Origin of the sequence: Bacillus sp. ISL-18 (genome assembly GCF_018613415.1) — a bacterium.
In the GTDB taxonomy this organism is placed as follows: domain Bacteria; phylum Bacillota; class Bacilli; order Bacillales; family Cytobacillaceae; genus Neobacillus.
On the sequence record NZ_JAGGQG010000006.1, the window covers coordinates 190,423 to 210,488 of the forward strand.

Annotated in this window: 17 protein-coding genes and 1 pseudogene; 15 read left to right on the forward strand and 3 right to left on the reverse strand. The window is 36.8% G+C overall.

Annotation, left to right across the window (positions count from 1 at the left end; translation table 11 throughout):
* Positions 1–24 precede the first annotated feature (24 nt).
* The 14 genes and pseudogenes from J7E81_RS10125 (at position 25) to J7E81_RS10190 (ending at position 16,657) form a co-directional block, all read left to right on the forward strand.
* Positions 25–1,305 carry an MFS transporter gene (locus J7E81_RS10125; protein ID WP_215042068.1) on the forward strand — a complete coding sequence of 427 codons (1,281 nt, stop codon included), beginning with the start codon at positions 25–27 and terminating at the stop codon, positions 1,303–1,305.
* A complete protein-coding gene (locus J7E81_RS10130; RefSeq protein WP_215042069.1) occupies positions 1,302–2,495 on the forward strand; it encodes a M20 metallopeptidase family protein in 1,194 nt (397 codons plus the stop codon). The genes J7E81_RS10125 and J7E81_RS10130 overlap by 4 nt, the downstream gene beginning before the upstream one ends.
* A gap of 209 nt (positions 2,496–2,704) precedes the next feature.
* Entirely contained in the window at positions 2,705–4,075 is a 1,371-nt protein-coding gene (locus J7E81_RS10135; protein ID WP_215042070.1) for a sigma-54 interaction domain-containing protein, read from the forward strand.
* A 277-nt stretch (positions 4,076–4,352) separates the two neighbouring features.
* Positions 4,353–5,144 carry a LuxR C-terminal-related transcriptional regulator gene (locus J7E81_RS10140; protein WP_251028571.1) on the forward strand — a complete coding sequence of 264 codons (792 nt, stop codon included), beginning with the start codon at positions 4,353–4,355 and terminating at the stop codon, positions 5,142–5,144.
* A 178-nt stretch (positions 5,145–5,322) separates the two neighbouring features.
* A complete protein-coding gene (locus tag J7E81_RS10145; protein ID WP_215042071.1) occupies positions 5,323–6,675 on the forward strand; it encodes an APC family permease in 1,353 nt (450 codons plus the stop codon).
* A 30-nt stretch (positions 6,676–6,705) separates the two neighbouring features.
* Entirely contained in the window at positions 6,706–8,343 is a 1,638-nt protein-coding gene (locus J7E81_RS10150) for an amidohydrolase (protein WP_215042072.1), read from the forward strand.
* 54 nt (positions 8,344–8,397) lie between these two features.
* Positions 8,398–8,523 (forward strand): ATP-binding protein, encoded by a 126-nt coding sequence (locus J7E81_RS10155; RefSeq protein WP_308162199.1) that lies wholly within the window; start codon positions 8,398–8,400, stop codon positions 8,521–8,523.
* 352 nt (positions 8,524–8,875) lie between these two features.
* Entirely contained in the window at positions 8,876–9,646 is a 771-nt protein-coding gene (locus J7E81_RS10160; protein WP_215042073.1) for a transporter substrate-binding domain-containing protein, read from the forward strand.
* A gap of 54 nt (positions 9,647–9,700) precedes the next feature.
* Positions 9,701–10,345 (forward strand): amino acid ABC transporter permease, encoded by a 645-nt coding sequence (locus J7E81_RS10165; protein WP_215042074.1) that lies wholly within the window; start codon positions 9,701–9,703, stop codon positions 10,343–10,345.
* The gene (locus tag J7E81_RS10170) at positions 10,342–11,070 is read left to right on the forward strand and encodes an amino acid ABC transporter ATP-binding protein (RefSeq protein WP_251028573.1); all 729 of its coding nucleotides are present in this window, start codon (positions 10,342–10,344) and stop codon (positions 11,068–11,070) included. The genes J7E81_RS10165 and J7E81_RS10170 overlap by 4 nt, the downstream gene beginning before the upstream one ends.
* Before the next feature lie 415 nt (positions 11,071–11,485).
* Entirely contained in the window at positions 11,486–12,706 is a 1,221-nt protein-coding gene (locus J7E81_RS10175) for an SEC-C metal-binding domain-containing protein (protein WP_215042075.1), read from the forward strand.
* A 128-nt stretch (positions 12,707–12,834) separates the two neighbouring features.
* Positions 12,835–14,496 (forward strand): annotated as a pseudogene (locus J7E81_RS10180) (LytS/YhcK type 5TM receptor domain-containing protein).
* Positions 14,493–15,260: a LytR/AlgR family response regulator transcription factor gene (locus tag J7E81_RS10185; protein ID WP_215042076.1), complete on the forward strand. Its 768-nt coding sequence runs from the start codon at positions 14,493–14,495 to the stop codon at positions 15,258–15,260. The pseudogene J7E81_RS10180 and the gene J7E81_RS10185 overlap by 4 nt, the downstream one beginning before the upstream one ends.
* 149 nt (positions 15,261–15,409) lie before the next feature.
* The gene (locus J7E81_RS10190) at positions 15,410–16,657 is read left to right on the forward strand and encodes an L-lactate MFS transporter (protein ID WP_215042077.1); all 1,248 of its coding nucleotides are present in this window, start codon (positions 15,410–15,412) and stop codon (positions 16,655–16,657) included.
* Positions 16,658–16,781: 124 nt separating this feature from the next.
* Here J7E81_RS10190 and J7E81_RS10195 read toward each other — a convergent pair whose 3' ends face one another.
* Together J7E81_RS10195 and J7E81_RS10200 are read right to left on the reverse strand one after the other, a co-directional pair.
* Complete coding sequence (locus tag J7E81_RS10195; RefSeq protein WP_215042078.1) at positions 16,782–17,015, reverse strand: DUF3892 domain-containing protein; 234 nt, start codon at positions 17,013–17,015, stop codon at positions 16,782–16,784.
* Between the two features lie 110 nt (positions 17,016–17,125).
* Complete coding sequence (locus tag J7E81_RS10200; protein WP_215042079.1) at positions 17,126–17,758, reverse strand: MOSC domain-containing protein; 633 nt, start codon at positions 17,756–17,758, stop codon at positions 17,126–17,128.
* Between the two features lie 216 nt (positions 17,759–17,974).
* Between J7E81_RS10200 and J7E81_RS10205 the strand changes: the two genes are divergently transcribed.
* Positions 17,975–19,270: an MFS transporter gene (locus J7E81_RS10205; RefSeq protein ID WP_215042080.1), complete on the forward strand. Its 1,296-nt coding sequence runs from the start codon at positions 17,975–17,977 to the stop codon at positions 19,268–19,270.
* Positions 19,271–19,370: 100 nt separating this feature from the next.
* Here the strand turns inward: J7E81_RS10205 and J7E81_RS10210 are convergent, their stop codons facing one another.
* Positions 19,371–19,919, reverse strand: a complete 549-nt coding sequence (locus J7E81_RS10210) for a TetR/AcrR family transcriptional regulator (RefSeq protein ID WP_215042081.1) — start codon at positions 19,917–19,919, stop codon at positions 19,371–19,373.
* Between the last annotated feature and the right edge of the window lie 147 nt (positions 19,920–20,066).

Here is a 20,066-nt window from a genome sequence, read left to right on the forward strand (position 1 = left end):
TTCAACTAAAAGAGGATGGGATGTATGAAAGAAAAGGGAAAGGTTTTTTATGGTTGGTGGATTGTTGCAGCGACCTTTTTGATTATGACGTTAATTTATGCTCCGATTGCCAACTTGGTTTCATTATTTATTCTGCCTGTTACGAAAGAACTAGGATTTGGTCCATCTCAGTTTATGCTATATTTTACCATCATGGCTTTAGCTGCCATGGCTGTAGGACCAATAGCAGGTAGATTAATGAGAAAGATGGATGTGAGAGTATATCTAACATTATTTATTTTAATTGCTTCTACTGCATTTGTTGGTTTTTCATTTTCAACTAAACTGATTCATTTTTATCTATTTGCCATCCTAATGGGGGCAGGTATGGCAGGAGGTGCAATGATTCCTGCATCCGTACTCATCACCAATTGGTTTAATAAAAAACGTGGTTTATGTTTAGGGATTGCTTTGTCAGGAAGCGGATTTGGGGGCGTAATCCTTAGCCCTTTAGTTAATTGGCTTATTACAGCCTACGGATGGAGATCAGCCTATCTAGTCTTAGGGGTTTTAATAGCTGCTGTATTAGTTCCGTTAGCTATATTTGTAATAAGATTAAATCCAGCGGAAAAAGGTCTATCACCACTTAGTGAAGAAACAACTTTAATAAGTGCACAAAAGAAAGAATTAACGGGTACAACCCAGGGCGAAGCATTAAAGTCCCTATCATTTTGGACTCTTTGTTTAGCTATCTTAGTTGGCGGTCTCGTTGTTAACGCAATGCTAATCAATCTTGCCCCCTATCTGGCTAGTATTGGTACAACTGCCAAAACAGCTGCATTGCTTTTATCATTAGGCTCAGGGATGGTGATTGTTGGAAAGTTGGTAGTAGGTCGGTTATTTGATAAGCTGGGATCAGTCACAACATTACTGATTATATCTGCAGGAAGTCTGGTAAGTTTTCTATTTTTAATGAAAGCAAACATAATTTTACCAGCTATTCTTTATACTGTTTTTTCAGGAATAGGCTCAACAGCGGTTACCGTTACACCTGCCTACATGACAGGAGCTCTTTTTGGTGAGAAGGAATTTGGTGCAAAATATGGAGTTGTAGCCATTTTTATTTCATTAGGTGCAGCGATAACGCCAATCGTGTCAGGTGCTATTTACCATATAAGCCATTCATATGATTCACTTCTAACTGTTTTAATGGTTCTTTCCATTGTCCAATTTGGGTTATTTTTCATTGCAGCTAAAATAAAACCAAAGTTTGAGTTAAATACTTTTAATGATAATGAAGCAAAAAGTGAAGGAGCATCACTATGAATAGAATACTAGAAAAAGATGATATTTTAGCACGTGCAGAGGAAATAAAAGAGGAACTAATTAATTACCGTAGATATCTTCATCAAAATCCCGAAATCGGCTTTGATTTACCAAAAACGGTCGCCTACGTGGAAGAAATTTTAAAAACTATGGATCTTGAACCTAAAAAGGTAGGGACCTCCGGGTTAGTTGTAACGATTGGTAAGGGAAAGGGTAAAACTCTTTTGTTAAGAGGAGACATGGATGCTTTACCCCTAAAGGAGAATACTGATCTGCAGTTTAAATCTACTAATGATTATATGCATGCTTGCGGTCATGATATCCATACGACATTCATGCTCGGTGCGGCAAAGTTATTAAAGGAAAAAGAAAATGAGATTAACGGAACGGTCAAGATCATGTTCCAACCAGCAGAGGAAATTGGCGCTGGTGCTAAGGATATGGTGGCGAATGGGCTTTTGGAAAACCCAAAAGTAGATGCGGCACTGGCCCTGCATGTTGATCCAAGCTTAGGGGTCGGAAAATTCGGATATAAGCCAGGGATTGCAGCATCGTCATTGGATGGCTTTTTCCTAAAAGTACAGGGAAAAGGCGGTCACAGTTCTGAACCGCAAAAAGCCATCGATCCATTGATGATTATTAATGCGGTCTACTCGCAATTAAATAGTTTAGTTGGGAAAGAAATAGACCCAAGAGAATTGGCCGTCCTTGTTATCGGGAAGATGGGTGGAGGAACTGTCGCAAATATTATTCCTGATTCTGCCCACCTTGATGCGACTTTACGTACATATAATCCGAAAGTAAGGGATTATTTATTCAAAAGAGTTCCAGAAATTATTGATGCAACCGTTAAAATGTTACGTGGTACCTACAGCCTCGAAACAGTCTCAACCCCTTCTTTATTTAATAACGAAGAATTGTGTGAGCAAATGGCACCTTATGTAAAAGAAGTCATTGGAGAGAACAATTTGGAGGTCAACAAGGAGCCGTTGGCGGGGACAGAAGATTTTTCCTATATCAGTAATATGGTACCAACGATGTTTATGTGGGCTGGTGCCAACGGTTTAGGAGAGGACAATTATCCGCTTCATAATCCGAACGTTGTATTGGACGAAGGAGTGATTCCATTGGGAGTAGCAGTCGTTGTTCAGACAGCGATAAATTGGTTAAACCATTATTCCAATAAGTAATAACTAAAACTATATTTTTTCTAAATGAATGATACCTTATTACTAAAGAAATTAAAGTGATAAGGTATCTTTTTCTATTCTTTAAAAAAGGCTATTCTTTGAATTTTAATTTACCCTATAATAATGATAAAGTGTTTTGGTATAACTTTTCTTTAATTGAAATAAGGATGTGTTCTTCCTTTAATTATAGAGGAATGGGGGTCAATTTTTTGGAAGTAGATATCACAAATATCGAAAAATTAGTGGATTATGATAATATTTTAGTTGCTGATAAAGAAGGAATAATCATTTTTTTTGATTTAGCGGATTTAAATGTTTTAAGAGAAATTGGACTTAGACCTGAGGATTTTATGGGAAAACATATAACCTCATTTTATAAAAATCTAACAAATGAAAACAGCACCATAATGAGAGTTATCCAAAGTGGAAAAGCCGAAAGTAATGTTAGACAACTATTAGTTACAAAAAAGGGGAATCAATTCGAATCCATAAACTCCACCTTTCCGATTATTGACAACAATAAGGTGATTGGAGCAATTGAGTTCTCAAAACACATTTATTCCAAGGAAAATATCCAGTCTTTGGATAAAATGGCGAGCCATAAAGTTTATCGGAAAAATAATACCATTTATACTATTGAAAATATTATTACTGCCAATCCAAATATGACTGCCATTAAGAATAAGATAAAAAAAGTGGCGAAAACCAATTCTACTGTTTTAATAAATGGTAAAACAGGTACAGGAAAAGAGGTTGTTGCCCAGTCGATCCACAATTTAAGTGATCGATATGGGTCTCCTTTTCTTTCACTAAACTGCGGTGCGGTTCCACCGAACCTGCTGGAGAGTACTTTGTTTGGTACAGTGAGAGGAAGTTTTACAGGCTCCATAGATATGTCAGGATTGCTGGAACAAGCTGAAGGCGGAACATTATTCTTGGATGAAATTAATTCTTTAGATTTTTATCTACAGGTAAAACTGCTCAAAGCAATTGAAGAAAAAATGATAAGGAGAATTGGCGGGAACAAAAATATTTATTTGGACATTAGGATCATTTCGGCAACAAATGAAGATCCGGAAATCTTAGTATCTGAAAAAAGATTGCGAGAGGATCTTTTTTACAGATTGGGAGTTGTTCAAATTGATTTACCTACTTTAGCTGAAAGAGAAGAAGATATTGAAACATTACTTGAGTATTATATTCATTTTTATAATAATCACATGAATATGTCTATTGACGGTGTAAAACCTGAAGTGTTGGATTGTTTTAAAAAGTACTCATGGCCAGGGAATATTAGAGAATTAAAGAATGCAATCGAAACAGCTTATATTAATGCTACTTCTAATCAGATTTCTATTGAGGATATACCCAAGAGAATTAGAAAGAACAATGAGGTAGCAATAAGTAATCCAAAGAATACTAAGGATTGGAATCTAAAAAATGCGATTGAGGAGTTTGAGATATCGATCATTATTAGTGAATTAAAAAATACCAATGGGAAATTAACTGACCTAGCAGCACGATTAGGAATTTCCAGACAATTATTAAATTATAAATTAGAAAAATACAATTTGAGGTAAAAGTTTTTTACTACTACGTAAAAATTTTTACCGTTTTTTTTATTAGTCAACTCATTCAAACATATGTTTACATAATTATATTATGGATTATATTAGGAGGAGCTGCTCGACAAACGAAAGGATAAATATATTAGATACAAAAGAATTAATTTTATGATTCTTCTGAATTATTAGTTTATAATATCTAATAGATACCTTTCATTTGGGGAGACAAGGAATCATAGTTAGCTAAGAAAGGGTGTCCAAAATATATTGCATCATAAAAGGAGGATAATTAATGAACTTCCTATCTGATCAAAACGTCAATAATATGTTAGCCTTTATGGATGATATAAATTATCAAAAGGGGAAAACGAATTACGCACACCTCTTGTATTTATTTGAAAAATTTTTCGGGTATTCTCGGTCAGAAATGTATTTATTTGATCAAAATTATAACTTGAAACTTCTTCACTTTATAAACATTGAGCAGAAAGCGATTGATGAATATTTTCATCATGATCAAACTGATTTCAATTGGCACCCGAGGCGTATACTTCCAACGAATGGGAATAATGTAATAAAAATTTTTGATGTTATTTCGAAAGAAGATTACGAGAAATCTAAATTTTATAAAGATTATTTAGAGAAATACGGATATTACGATTTGATATCAATGTGCTTTTTTAATGAAAATGGAAGATTTGGTTGTATTACTTTTTCAAGACAAAGAAAAGAAGCCCCTTTTAATCAAATGGATGTTATGCAACTTGAAATTATTTCAAGATTCCTTTCACCAAAAATATGGAAGTCCCTTGATAATCCGTTTACTGACCAGTCTTCTGAGTATCAATGCCATTCTGAAAAACAAATCATAAATTTTTTATCAAAAAGAGAAAAGGAGGTACTAGAACTTGTTCAAAAAGGACTCTCAAATGAAGAAGTTTCCCGCCAATTATTTATCAGCGTTAATACGGTAAAAACACATTTATTAAATATTTTTAAAAAATTAAAAGTATCGAATCGGACAGAGTTATGTTATAAGATCAATCAAAAATATTCGAAAAGTAATGAACAAAGGATTATTTAAAAAGTTCATTACATACGGGGGTGCACGATTATTTTTCGGGCATCCTTTTTATTTTCCTTCTATATTTCTTTTTTATGAGATTTAATTCACCCATTTGGTTGATTGTACATGCTGCTAATAAATGAAATAATATGACAGAAAAGACAGAAAATTTAGATTCAAAGGGGGAAATTAATTTATGGAAAAGACAAACCTTAATCAAAGACTTACCCTATTTTCTGTTGTAATGATTGGCTTATCCATAATGGCACCGGGTACCGTGTTTTCTACTTTTGGGATTACCACTCAAATTACGGAAGGCAAAGTACCTGCAGCGTATGCTGTCGCAGCAATTGCTTTAGGCTTTACAGCATATAGTTATGGACAAATGGTAAAGGTCTATCCTACTTCAGGATCAGCCTATACGTATGTACAACATTCCTTTAATTCACACATAGGATTTCTTGTTGGCTGGGCTCTTTTTACAGATTACCTGCTTCTTCCCATGGTCAACTATCTTATTGCAGGAATCTTTATGTCATCTGTGTTACCCTCGATACCAACGTATGTATGGATTCTTTTACTAATAGGAATGACTACTATCATTAATATAAGGGGAATTAAGCTCGTTGGGGTTATAAACACATTATTAATGGTCTATTCTATTCTTGTTATTGTCTTATTTTGCTTCCTGTCTATTAAATCAGTACTTGAAGGAACGGGAACCGGCTCACTTTTTTCAACTTCACCCATTTTTGAATCAAAACAATCCTTCTCTTTAATTCTTGCTGGTGCTTCACTTCTATGTTTTTCATTTCTCGGATTCGACTCCATCACAACTTTAGCCGAAGAAACAATTGATGCTACTAAAACAATTCCAAAAGCAATTTTTATTATCTTAATTACGGGGGCACTTATTTTTATCGTTGTCTCTTATATTGCTAGTTTAGTCCAACCTGATTTTAGAGCCTTTACCAATCCGGATGCTGCGGCAGTTGAGATGGCCACAATGGTTGGCGGTAACGTATTTACTTCATTTTTCCTTGGAGCCACACTTGTTGGGACATTTGCTTCAGGTCTTGCAGCTCAGGCGAGCGTATCTCGTGTTTTATTAGCTATGGGACGTGACTCAATGCTGCCAAAGAGGTTCTTTGGCTATGTGCACCCACGGTTAAAAACACCAATTTTAAATATTGTTTTAGTGGGGGCCGTTTCTTTACTAGCCCTCGTGCTTTCACTTACCGTTGCGACCTCTTTTATTAATTTCGGAGCACTCGTTGCCTTTTTATTCGTTAATCTATCAGTAATTGCTCATTACTTTATTAGAAAGAAGGATTCTTCAGTTAGGGGGATTGTTACATACCTCATCTTCCCTCTCATTGGTGCCGGCTTTATTGTTTGGTTACTTTCGGGACTCAATGTACATTCAATAATCCTTGGGATTTCTTGGACAATACTTGGGGTGATTTACCTAATGTATTTAGTTAAATTTAAAAGGATGAAGTCTGTAAGTTTAAAATTTGATGAAGATAATACTAGTTTTATGGATTAATATTTTTTATTAGATAGGAGAAATAAACTAATGAACAGTTTAAGAAAAGCAGATATCGTTATATCAGGAAATGCGATCTTCACTGGGTTAGATCATCAACCTGAGGCTGGCTCAATGGCTATTATCGGGAATAAAATTGAAGCTGTAGGTTCATACGATGATATTGCTCCTTATATCGGAACCAATACCCAAGTGTACGATTACGGGAATCAATTGATTATGCCAGGGTTTCATGATTTTCATCTTCATATCCTACCTGGAAGTATTGAATTAGATAGTATAAATTTATTGGATGCAAAGTCAGAAAGAGAGGCTGCAGACATGGTTCGCCAATTTGCTGAAACAAGGCCAGAAGATCCATGGATTATTGGGTTTTCATGGGACAATTCAAATTGGGACAACAAACGATTGCCAACCCGTGCTTCACTAGACCGTGTACTGCCTGATAAACCGGTAGTTTTAATGTTTATAGAATTACATTATGCCTGGGTGAACAGTAAGGCTTTGGAAATAATGGGGATCACTCGTGAAACTCCGAATCCTCTTTTTGGAGAAATAGAAAAAGACAAAAATGGCGAATTGACAGGTATTCTTTATGAAAAAGCAATGGACTTGGTTCACAAAGGAGCTTATGATTTTTCGAGAGAAAAGAAATCACAGATTCTAAAGAAATTCTTTCATTTAACTGCTGAATACGGAATAACTTCTGTTAATGATATGTATGCTCCTACAAGTGATTTTCTTGATGATTTTGAGTTATTTAGAATACTGGAGGACAAAGGGGATTTACCTACTCGGATTCACTTATTACCGGCTTTAACTAACGATCTTGAACGTGCAAATGAATTAAGAGAATCATATACATCTAAAAAACTTCAATTTTCTGGATTAAAATTTTTTATCGATGGCGTCATAACTGGATACACTGCATACATGTTAGACCCATACAGTGATAAGCCAGGAAAAAAAGGAAGTACTTCAATATCTCCAGAATTATTCAAAAACATGGTCATCAATGCTGACAGGGAAGGTTTTAGAATCCGTATACATGCGATTGGTGACGGTGGGGTTCGGTTAGCATTGGACGCATTGGAAGAAGCTCAGAAAATAAATGGTGTTCGGGATTCTAGGCATACCATTGAGCATATTGAGTCGATTCATCCAGATGATATTAATCGCTTTGCTAAATTAGGAGTAATTGCTTCCATGCAGCCTCAGCATTTAGCGCTTACGCATAAGGAAGTTTATCTCTCCAGATTGGGAGAAGAACGAGATAAATTAACCTTTGCAGTAAATACTCTTAAAAAGGCTGGTACAAGGATAGCGTTTGGAAGTGATTTTCCGGTTACTTCATTAAATCCATTGTTAGAAATCTATCGTGCAGTTACGAGGGTCGATTATTCCGGATCTCCTAAAAATGTTTGGAATCCGCAAGAAAGTATTACACTAACGGAAGCTTTGAAGGCCTATACTTTTGAGCCAGCATATGGAACATTTAGAGAGAATGAATTAGGAACACTAGAAGCTGGAAAGCTTGCTGATATCATTGTTTTAGATCGAAATCTTTTTGATGTTCCCACTGAAGAGATATTAGAAACAAAGGTTCAATTAACGATTGTAGATGGAAAAGTAGTGTTTGAACAAGGAAAAGTTACAAGCATTCATTAGAAATTAAAAAGTGATTAATCAAATTGTAAGATATCGCTACCACGTTCAAGAACAATTGAGGGAACAGGTTTGGGCCTGTCGATTGTTGACACTATTGTCAAGCTTCATTCCGGGAATATTACTGTTAAGAGTAAAGAAAAAGTCGGTTCTATTTTTATTGTAGAATTGCTAGTTAAATAAAATTATTGTGCCATATCCTATTTATTAGATTTATGTAAATAGTGTATGGCATTTTTTGTTAATGGCCACAAGACAAATAGGGTGGGGGGATTTGCTCTTTTTTAATAATATAATTGGAATATTACGATAATGATCTCAATTACTCTCAAAAAAATGGGGATGTTTAAAAATTGTTTTAATCGTATATCTGGTTACTATAAAAATACTCCAAGGTTACAATATTTTTTTGTAATTTATTAAATAGATAGAATAATAAACAAAAAATACTTTTTCGTGTTTGATATATGTGGTATATTAAAAAAGTATTGTTTTTATTATATTAAAAATAATCTAAAAAGTAGGGGTGTATTTGATGAAGAAATTGGGTTTATTTAGTTTATTTTTAATTCTGACTGTCTTTATCGCAGCGTGCGGAAGTAAGGAAACATCAGGAGAGAAAACCAGTAGTGAAAAGGTATATAAAGTCGGCGTGGACACGACTTACCCTCCATTTGAATATAAGGATGGAAATGAGTATAAAGGTATTGATATTGATTTGATTAATGCCATCGCGAAAAACCAGGGCTTTAAAATTGAACTTAATCCAATGGACTTCGGTGGTATTATTCCAGCAATGCAAGCTAATCAGCTTGATGTAGCGATTGCAGGGATGAGTATTACAGATGAAAGAAAAAAGGTAGTCGATTTCTCAACTCCGTATTTTGATGCAGGATTAACAGTTGTTGTTAAAAAAGATAATTCAACTATTAAATCAGTTAATGATCTTAAAGGAAAAACGGTTGCCGTTAAAAAAGGAACAACAGGTGCTAAATACGCACAAGATAATGCATCAAAACTAGGAATTAATGTCGTTCAGTTTAACGATAGTCCAGCCATGTTCCAAGAAGTTTCTAATGGAAATGCAGATGCACTTATTGAAGACTATCCTGTTATTTCCTACGCTATTGCTCAAAAGGATCTTGGTTTGAAAATTGTTGGTGACCGCTTAAATGGAGACCAATATGGAATTGCTGTTTTGAAAGGGCAAAACAAGGACTTAATTGAAAAAATTAATAAAGGTCTTGCTGAACTCAAAAAAGATGGAACATATGATAAAATTGTAAAAACTTATCTTGGTGAATAAATACGGATTGGGGCGCGCATAAAGCGCGCTTTCTTTTTGAAAGGGGATGAAACAGTGGATATAATTGTTGCAGCTTTACCAATATTACTAAAAGGATTACAAGTCACACTTTATATATTTGTTATTGCTATTATTCTCGGTTTTTTAATTGGTTTACTGATGGCCTTGTTACGGCTTGCACCTCTTAAAATCTTGAATTGGATTGCCAAGGTGTATGTGGATGCGATTCGAGGAACTCCATTTATTGTACAATTGTTTTTTATCTATTTTGGAGTAAATTCACTGCATTTGATTTCTTTAAATAGCACAACAGCTGGTATTATCACTGTTGCGATTAATGCGGGGGCCTATTTTGCAGAAATTATCAGAGCGGGTATTCAATCCATTGATAAGGGACAAACAGAAGCTGCTAGATCGATTGGTTTTACTGGAGCACAAACCATGCGTTACGTAGTCCTGCCTCAGGCTTTTAGAAGAATGCTTCCTACGATTACGAACCAATCTATTATCAGTTTAAAAGACACTTCACTGTTATCTGTTATCGGGATTGCAGACTTAACACAGCAGGGTCAAATTCAGGCTTCAGCAACCTTTGAAGCATTTAAGATTTGGCTGGCTGTAGGTGTCATTTATTTTATCATTATTTATTTGTTAACCCTTCTAGCTAATTTTGTTGAAAGGAGGATTCAGGTTCGATGAGCATTATAACCGTGAAAAACTTAAGCAAATCGTTTGGAAAACTAGAGGTTTTAAAAGATATTAACGCTGAAGTGCAAGAAAAAGAAGTAATCTGTGTTATAGGCCCTTCTGGATCGGGAAAGAGTACGTTCCTTCGGTGCCTTAATCGCCTGGAAGACATTTCAGGTGGCGAGGTAGTGATTAACGGACATAACATAACAGACCCAAAAATTAATATCAACAAAGTTAGACAAGAAGTTGGAATGGTATTTCAACAATTTAATCTGTTTCCTCATAAAACAGTTTTAGAAAATATTACACTAGGTCCTATTAAAATTCTTTCTACCAGTAAAGAGGCGGCTGAAAAATTGGCCCTAGAGTTACTTGAAAAGGTTGGATTGAAAGAAAAAGCTGGCAGCTATCCAGGAGAACTATCTGGTGGACAGAAACAGCGGGTTGCCATTGCAAGGGCATTGGCTATGAATCCAAAAATCATGCTCTTTGACGAACCGACTTCTGCACTGGACCCGGAAATGGTCGGTGATGTATTAGAGGTCATGAAGCAGCTTGCTAAAGAAGGGATGACCATGATCGTTGTTACCCATGAAATGGGATTTGCTCGGGAAGTTGGCGATCGTGTTATTTTCATGGATGGTGGCTATATTATCGAAGAAAATGAACCCAATTTGCTATTCGGAAACCCTCAACATGAGAGAACAAAAGCTTTCTTAAGTAAGGTTTTATAAACAAATTTCTACCTTTTAAAAAAGTAACCTCTCAAATACAATTTGGTCACGATATGTGGTGAAACACAAGAGTGTGTCCTAAGTCATATTGAGATAAAGTCAACCGGATTCCTTGATTTTCTGGGGTTGGGTGTTAGGAGTGCAAAGTAGTAACCTTAAATGGTTATTACTTTGCGCTCTTTTTTTCGCTTATGGTATTTTCCTTAAAAGAGGATTGAGTATCTATGACTTCTTTGTTGATAAAACCTTCAACTAACAAAAAGAATGAACAATAATAGACTGCAATAATATTATGTAAACAATCCCATATGAGGCACTATTTCTGATATAATAAAAACCTAAAAAGGCTAGCTCATTTTTTACATACAGCAATTTCAATAATACATTAAACTACTATTTTCAGAAGGTGAACAATATGATTACTAGCAGCATGGATAAAAAAACTTACAGGAAATTACAAGGTGCTTTAGAGACTTTAAGAGAAATGACGCAGAAGAATCAGCAGAAACAAGAATTAAAAATGTGGAGTGATCTTTCAGTTTCGTTAACACTAAACGATGCACTTTCAAGATATTCTAAAGACGACTTAAGTGCCATTAGACGACGTTTAGAGATAAAAGGCGCCAGTCAGCTGAAAAAAGGAGAACTAATAGAGTTATTAGCTATACAGATACCACTCTCGCTTGAACAGATTTGTCTGTATCTGGACCAAGAGCGTTACAACTTAATAAAAAAGTTAATCCACCATGGTGGGTATATGGAAGCACCAAAAATAACTGCAAATCAACTAAACTTTTTTCGAGACATAGGGATCATCTTCACAGGAACTTTTGAAGGCAAAAGGATCCTCGCGATGCCAGAAGAAATAGTTAATACTCAGTTTATTCAAGACAACAATAAGCAATTAATCACCATTACCCGTCGAAATACCGAATGGATTAGGCTTACACAAGGATTGCTCTACTATTATGGGACATTGTCTCTCACGAAACTCCATGAATTGCTAGAAAAATACATGAATCAACCTGTTAACATTTCTGATTATTTATCTGTAATTGAGCATTCGATTTCCTACTACGAGCAGATAAAAATGGACCAGTTTGGCTTTTCCCATTTCCGAGTGTTTGATCCAGAAAAAGTAAAAGGAGAACACAAAGCGAGAAGAGACTTGGCATTTTTCCCATTCACTAAACAGCAATTACTAAGGGCAGGTGAACCAGGGTATATTGAACGAAATGATAGTTATCTTCAATTTGTTCACTTTTTAACGCAAAACTTTGAAATGAGCAGGCAAGAAGCGGATGAAATTGTGGAAGAATGCCTCTATGCGGCAAACCTTGATGAAAGTCTGAATCATATTTTTCAATTTTTAGAAAGCAGAATAGAAATTGAAAATATAGAGATGGTAAAGGCTTGCATGGACAAGATTGTAAATCTAGTGAATAACACGAAACAATGGTTTCTCAAAGGTTATTCACCAAGAGAGTTATCGAGCGCAAATGAGCAAGAATCATTGCAGACATTTTCAAATCCTAAACAGAATATGATCGATTTCACAACAAGACCGAAAGTTGGCCGTAATGATCCGTGTCCATGCGGAAGTAATAAAAAATTTAAAAAGTGTTGTGGGAAATAATCTCTCTGTAAAAGTCTGCCTGCAATGACTGGGCAGACTTTTACAATTGAACGTACATGTACAAAATAGTGGTACAGAAAAACAATCATCAACCAAAATATCGATGCTTAGCTTGAGAGGATTTTTCGATGAATTCATCATTAGAAATGCTGATCCATTTATTTGAACGAGCAGCCTTGCTGCTGATTTGTCTGTTTTTTATGATTCGAATCCCAAGGTTTAAGGAATCCCTGCAAAAAGACCGGCATTCTCAAATAGAGCGGCTTGTCATTACCATCTTATTTTGCTTATTTGCTATTTTTGGGACCTATTCAGGGATCAATGTCGAAGGTTCACTGGTCAATACTAGGATCATTGCCGTTGTATCTGGAGGTATTTTGTTTGGACCTTGGGTAGGAATAATTTCTGGCGTTGTTTCGGGTGTGCACCGCTATTTGATTGACATTGGCGGCGTCACATCGGTCCCATGCCTTATTACAAGTATTATGGCGGGGATTGTTTCGGGTTATATAAACCGTAAAGTTAAGAGGTCGTTACGATGGATCTACGGAATCGCAGCTGGGATGGTTTGTGAAGTATTGACCATGCTGTTGATCCTTGCCATGGCAGAACCATTTTCACTAGGTTTAGATATCGTTTCGAAGATTGCCTTTCCGATGATCGTGGGAGAGGTTAACATTGGTCTCATTGTCTTACTGGTCATGAGTGTGGAAGGTGAAAAGGAAACAATTGCTGCTAGGCACGCCAAACTAGCATTAGATATTGCCAATAAAACCTTGCCTTATTTTCGCTCTATCAATACTGAATCCTTAAGGCAAATCTGCAGTATTATCAAAAATGATATCCAGGCTGATGCGGTTGCCATTACAGATAATGAAAATGTGCTTGCCTATGTAGGTTTCGGGGAAGAGCGATATGTGACTGGTCAGGAAATTATCAGTGATTTGACGAAAGAAGCGATCCGAACGGGCAAGTTCATCATTCGGAATCATATCGCGGATCACCACACGCCCCAAATTCACTCGCTGCTGATAGTTCCTTTTGAGGAACATGGAGAGGTGACGGGAACATAAAAAATCTACTATCGCAAAGCCTATAAGATGACGTACTCTCTTCAGACAATGGCGATCGGACTATCCCAGATTATTTCTACCCTTATGGAAGTTTCTCGGATTGAAAAGATGAAGGAAGCAGCCAACAAGGCGGAGCTGAAGGCACTTCAAACAAAGATTAATCCGCACTTTTTGTTTAATGCCTTGAATGCCATTGCCTCCACGACACGCAAGAATCCAGACAAGGCTCGAGAGTTAATCATCAATCTTTCCGGCTATATGCGCTACAATTTAGAGGTAAGTGATGAATTGATTGATATACATAAAGAACTAGAACAAGTCCGCGATTACGTGGAAATTGAAAAGGCCCGTTTCGGCAGCCGTTTGACGGTTGAATATGATATAGACGAAGTGAATGTAAACATCCCAAGCCTTCTAATCCAGCCTTTAGTGGAGAATGCTATCATCCATGGCATTTTAAAGAAAAAGGGACCCGGGGTGGTGACCATTGCAGTCAAGAATTTGGAGAGTAGAATAAGAGTGAGCGTTAAGGATACAGGTGCGGGAATAAGTGAAGAGGTCATCCGCCATTTGCAGCATGATACGGTACCAGCAAACAAAATCGGTTTGTATAACGTGCATCAGCGAGTCAAACTGATCTATGGAAATGGTTTGGTGATTCACCGCTTGTCACCAGGTACAGAGGTTTTTTTTGATATGGTAAAGGAGAAAATATGAAAGCGATTATTGTAGAAGATGAAATTCCAGCTCGTGAAGAATTGGAGTATTTAATTGAAGCTTATAGTGAAATTGAGGTCACTCATTTTTTTGATGATGGCTTAGATGTCTTAAAATTTCTGCAGGAGCAGGAAACAGATGTAATCTTTTTGGATATCAATATTCCCTCACTTGATGGGATGCTGCTGGCAAGTACGATAAGCAAATTTACGAAAAGACCGTATATTGTTTTTACGACGGCCTATAAAGAACATGCCGCACAAGCATTTGAACTAGAAGCCTTTGATTATGTCCTCAAGCCATATGATGAAAAGCGGATGGGAACGATATTAAGCAGGCTTGAAGCGGCTTATAAACGAGATCAGGCAGAAGCAATCGTCAAAGAAAGTCGACTGAATGCTAAAGTACAGGAAGTGGAGGTCCATGCAAAACCTGTAAACAGAGTCAATTTAAAAAAGAACGATAAGATTATTGTGACAGATGTAAGTGACATTTACTATGCGGAGGCAAGTGAAAAGGTGACATTGGTCTATACGCAAAATGAAGAGTATACCATGCAGATGAGTATAACGGAGTTTCAAGCGCTTCTGCCAGAGGACATGTTTTTTCGCTGTCACCGATCGTACACGGTTAACTTAACGAAAGTCCGCGAAATTGTCCCATGGTTTAACCAAACCTACCAATTGCGTTTAAAAGATCTATCAACAGAAATTCCGGTTAGTAGAAGCAAGGTGAAAGAGTTTCGACAAATTATGAAGCTATAACCTCCATTCATTCCGGATAATAGGCATTTCATTCTAAAAACGGTTTCTCTCTTTTTTTTCAGTGATATTATGATCATGTAAACGATAACAAATAAAAAACACGAATGTTAACCATGATTATTTTTAAAGAAAGAAAAGAGGAGATTGTAATGAATACTAGCACAGATCGCCGTTGGTTGATTGTCGTAGGAACCATTATCGTGCAAATGGGATTAGGAACTATCTATACATGGAGTCTTTTCAACCAGCCCTTGGTCGACCATTTTGGCTGGAAGCTAAATTCAGTTGCTTTTACTTTTTCAATTACCAGCTTAGCCCTGGCCTTATCCACATTGTTTGCCGGGAAGCTGCAAGATAAATGGGGAATCCGCCGCTTAATTGCTTGCGCGGGAATAATCCTCGGTGCAGGATTGATCTTTAGCTCCCAAGTATCATCATTATGGATGCTTTATATTTTAGCAGGTGTCATTGTTGGAGCAGCCGATGGTACGGCCTATATCACATCATTATCCAATCTAATAAAATGGTTTCCGGAAAGAAAAGGCCTTATTTCTGGTATTTCGGTTGGAGCCTACGGTACAGGTAGTTTGATATTCAAATTCATTAACGGGTCATTCATCCAATCAGCAGGAGTTACCCACGCCTTCTTTTATTGGGGATTAATTGTCATGATTATGATCGTCGGTGGTTCATTTCTAGTGCGGGAAGCCAAAATAAGTAACGAATTGAGAGTTCAAAATGGCATCGTTCAAAAAGATTATACCGTGAAAGAAATGTTGAAAACAAAGGAAGCTTATCTCTTATTTGTGATCTTCTTTACATCATGCATGAGCGGATTATTCTTAATCGGAATTGTGAAGGACATCGGTGTTAAAATGGCGGGGCTTGATATAGCTACTGCAAGTAATGCAGTGGCATTAGTGGCCATTTTTAATACTAGCGGCCGTATCATTCTTGGCGCTTTATCAGATAAAGTAGGCCGATTACGAGTGGTCTCAGGTGCATTGCTTGTTACAGCAGCAGCAGTTACCGTATTAAGTTTTGTCCACCTGAATTATGGATTGTTCTTTGCTTGTGTCGCAGCGATTGCGTTTTGTTTTGGCGGGAATATTACGGTATTCCCAGCCATTGTAGCTGATTTCTTTGGTTTGAAAAATCAAAGTAAAAACTACGGAATCATTTATCAAGGCTTTGGTATTGGTGCGATTTCAGGATCCTTTATTGCTTCCTCTTTAGGCGGATTTATCCCTACCTTTAAGTTGATTGCTGTTTTAAGCATTGTATCTGTTATCATCGCCATGTTGATCAAAGCTCCAGGCAATAAAACACCTAAAGCGAAGGATAAAAGAAATCCTGGAAAAATTCGCAGTCTATCACCGGATACACGAGCAAGTTAATAACAGTTTCAATTAATAAAGTGGAGGGCAATAAAAGGCAGAAGCATTCTGCCTTTTTTGTTGGTTAACAATCCTTTCAACCATTTGCCGATAGATAATGAAATGCTCATATTTTATATTCCGGTTAGAATTGAGGAAGATTATCAAGGTTGTTGGTTGGATCACCGTCTGGATTGCTCCGAAGATGCTCCTCACCGTCGGGACCTTTGAAAACATTGACGTTTACAATCATCCCGCTTTTTGCCATTTGTTGTGCTTCTTTGTAATCAACAACTTGACCATTGGACAACTTTAGTTCCATAATATCGTCATCTCCGTTCTTACGGACGGCAATGACTGATTCTCGACGTTGTTCCATATTATCGCCTCCTATGTCATTAGGATGACTTAAAATTCATATTTTATGAACCTCGATGCTGAGGATTAGCAGGCTAGGTTAGAGCAATAGTCAAAGTTTAACAAAAGGAATCATAGCAATTTCAAAAATCGATTCTTCCAGTCCTCTGCAAGGGCATCAACTGTCAATATTTTTTCAATTGATGTTTTATCTTGTTGTTGATGAAAAAGAATTTGTGTAGCGAAAGAAACGGATATTTCTTTTGAGTGTTTTTGAACAAGCGTTATTTCCGAATCGAACATAATCGTCCCTTCTTCCAATACCCGAAAAAAGTAACCAGTTAAAGTCGTTTCAACCACTTTCTTTAAGAATTGATTTTCCTGATTATAATTGGAGATAGTAGCACAAGGTACCCTTCCTTGTGCTACTTGAACAATTGTATCGCCTATTTTATATATATCACCAATACAAACCTGTTCTTCCATCATTCCGGATGCAGTAATATTTTCACCAAAAGCAGGCAGAATAAGCCTCTTTTGAAATATCTCTTCCCAATAAGAGTAATGCTCAAATGGATACAAACATACTGCACGGTCTGGTCCTCCGTGGAACTGGTGGTTTGCAACATCATCACCGGCAAAGCCAGACTTTTTCAACTCAACCGCTTGTACACATGATTTTCCTATTGCGGAGAGCTCTTTTTTATTGTTCCAATTAAATTCCTTCGGTTTTCCGACAGCTAAATTAATAATTTTCCGATTCAATTAGAATTTACCTCATTTCTACTAATCTCTTTAATCAAAATGGAATATAAATTGAATTATAATAGTGTGATTTGAAAAGGTACAGTATTATAAAAAACAATGAAATTGTTTGCCATACGATTATAATATTGTATGGTTTTTTTTGGCGTGTTATGATGATTCAAATCTAATTTGGAGGATGTTAAGATATAGTTTTCTAGAGAGGTAGGTTAGAAGATGGTACCCAATGATCGTGTAAAAACGTTAGACGTGCAATCAGCTTCGTTACAAAGTTACATTCACTCTTCAGAAAAACAAAAAGCCTTATACAAGCGTACGTTATTCGTTGTAAGTATTTCACAAATTTTTGGTGGTGCAGGGTTAGCTGCAGGAGTGACGGTGGGAGCACTACTTGCTCAGCAAATACTTGGGACGGATGCGTATGCTGGACTTCCTTCTGCTTTACTTACTTTAGGGTCAGCAGGTGCAGCTTTATTTGTTGGGCGACTATCTCAACGATACGGACGCCGTGCAGGTCTGACAGCTGGTTTTATGACCGGTGGACTTGGAGCAATCGGAGTTATACTGGCAGCAATGATGAATGATGTTTTCCTGTTATTTACTTCCCTGCTTGTATATGGTGCAGGGTCTGCAACAAATTTACAGGCTCGCTATGCAGGTACGGACTTAGCGAATGGTAAACAGCGGGCGACTGCGATTAGTATGACGATGGTTTTTACAACCTTTGGTGCAGTTGCAAGTCCAAATTTGGTGAATGTGATGGGGAATTTCGCTCTTTCGATTGATGTTCCATCACTTGCCGGTCCTTTCATTTTAGGAGCGGCAGCCTATATCTTGGCAGGTCTTGTCCTTTTCATCTTGCTTCGTCCGGATCCGTTAGTTATAGCTAAAACGATAGAAGCGACCAACCAAGAACGTAGTGATAAAGGACTATTGTCCACAAATGAACATACAGAAAACAAAAGAGGCATAATTGTGGGTGCAACGATTATGGTTCTTACTCAAATTGTCATGGTAGCTATTATGACGATGACGCCAGTTCATATGATGCATCATGGACATGGCTTGGGTGCAGTGGGTCTAGTGATTGGGTTTCATATAGGTGCCATGTATCTCCCTTCATTGGTTACAGGTGTTCTTGTTGATAAGTTGGGGCGTACTGTGATGGCTATTGCTTCTGGAACTACGTTGCTTCTGGCAGGTTTAATCGCTGCATTTGCGCCAGGAGATTCGATGGTCCTTATCGTAATTGCTCTTTCTTTACTCGGAATAGGATGGAATTTTGGTTTGATAAGCGGGACAGCACTTATTGTTGATTCAACTATAACCTCCACACGGGCTAAAACACAAGGTAAAGTGGATGTATTGATTGCGTTGTCAGGAGCTGCTGGCGGAGCCTTGTCTGGATTGATTGTGGCTGGTTCAAGTTATTCTACATTATCACTTGTTGGAGGGATTTTGTCCTTAATACTTATTCCAGTGGTGAAATGGTCTCAAGGTGATAAAAAATAATACTTATTTAGTTTAATAGATTATAAATAATGTCAATCATACAGAATAACCTGAGGCCCTGTAGAGCGAGCAACTCAGGTTATTTACTTTTGTTGTTTAATTATTCAAGGTTTCTATCTAATAATGCCCCCGTTTGTTCAGCCATAACACGAGCTGGCAATGGCTTTCCATTCTTGAACCACCATTCCACTGCGCCAACGACTGCTGAACCAAAAAATTGAAGAATAACATCTCCATTTAATCCTTGATTTTTTCCTTCGGTTGTTTCCACTTCAGCTTTAAACTCTTCGATGACTAAATCGAGAAAACGACTACGGAAATATGGAGAACCTTTACTCGCTAACATGGTTGAAAAGAATAAATAATGATGCTCAAAGTATTCATACCATACATAATTTCCTTCTTGAAAAGTCATCTCAGTTGCCGATTGGCATAGTTCTCGGAGATTTTCTATATGTTCTTCAATCATCGTATCTAAGAGATCGTATTTATCCGTGTAATGAAGATAGATCGTTCCTCGATTCACATCTGCTCTGTCAGCAATATCCTGAATGGTTATGTCATCAAAACTTTTTTCAGACATCAGTTCAATGACAGCATTTTTTATAGCTACTTGGCTTTTTGCTATTCTTCTATCTACTTTAGTCATTCTATTTCACCAATCTTTCTAAAGATAATCAACAATATTAATAGATTTGTTGAGTAATCAACGAAACCCATTCAATTAACCATTGAAAGTAGGAAGGGCTTTTTTATAATTATAAACAGATGTTCATAAATCAATCAATATTGATTT

What these genes read in the sequence shown, in the direction of transcription:
- J7E81_RS10145 (WP_215042071.1), top strand. Translation starts at nt 5,323, where the DNA reads ATGGAAAAGACAAACCTTAATCAAAGACTTACCCTATTTTCTGTTGTA.
- J7E81_RS10125 (WP_215042068.1), top strand. Translation starts at nt 25, where the DNA reads ATGAAAGAAAAGGGAAAGGTTTTTTATGGTTGGTGGATTGTTGCAGCG.
- J7E81_RS10170 (WP_251028573.1), top strand. Translation starts at nt 10,342, where the DNA reads ATGAGCATTATAACCGTGAAAAACTTAAGCAAATCGTTTGGAAAACTA.
- J7E81_RS10140 (WP_251028571.1), top strand. Translation starts at nt 4,353, where the DNA reads ATGAACTTCCTATCTGATCAAAACGTCAATAATATGTTAGCCTTTATG.
- J7E81_RS10190 (WP_215042077.1), top strand. Translation starts at nt 15,410, where the DNA reads ATGAATACTAGCACAGATCGCCGTTGGTTGATTGTCGTAGGAACCATT.
- J7E81_RS10160 (WP_215042073.1), top strand. Translation starts at nt 8,876, where the DNA reads ATGAAGAAATTGGGTTTATTTAGTTTATTTTTAATTCTGACTGTCTTT.
- J7E81_RS10185 (WP_215042076.1), top strand. Translation starts at nt 14,493, where the DNA reads ATGAAAGCGATTATTGTAGAAGATGAAATTCCAGCTCGTGAAGAATTG.
- J7E81_RS10210 (WP_215042081.1), bottom strand. Translation starts at nt 19,919, where the DNA reads ATGACTAAAGTAGATAGAAGAATAGCAAAAAGCCAAGTAGCTATAAAA.
- J7E81_RS10205 (WP_215042080.1), top strand. Translation starts at nt 17,975, where the DNA reads ATGGTACCCAATGATCGTGTAAAAACGTTAGACGTGCAATCAGCTTCG.
- J7E81_RS10150 (WP_215042072.1), top strand. Translation starts at nt 6,706, where the DNA reads ATGAACAGTTTAAGAAAAGCAGATATCGTTATATCAGGAAATGCGATC.
- J7E81_RS10130 (WP_215042069.1), top strand. Translation starts at nt 1,302, where the DNA reads ATGAATAGAATACTAGAAAAAGATGATATTTTAGCACGTGCAGAGGAA.
- J7E81_RS10175 (WP_215042075.1), top strand. Translation starts at nt 11,486, where the DNA reads ATGATTACTAGCAGCATGGATAAAAAAACTTACAGGAAATTACAAGGT.
- J7E81_RS10195 (WP_215042078.1), bottom strand. Translation starts at nt 17,015, where the DNA reads ATGGAACAACGTCGAGAATCAGTCATTGCCGTCCGTAAGAACGGAGAT.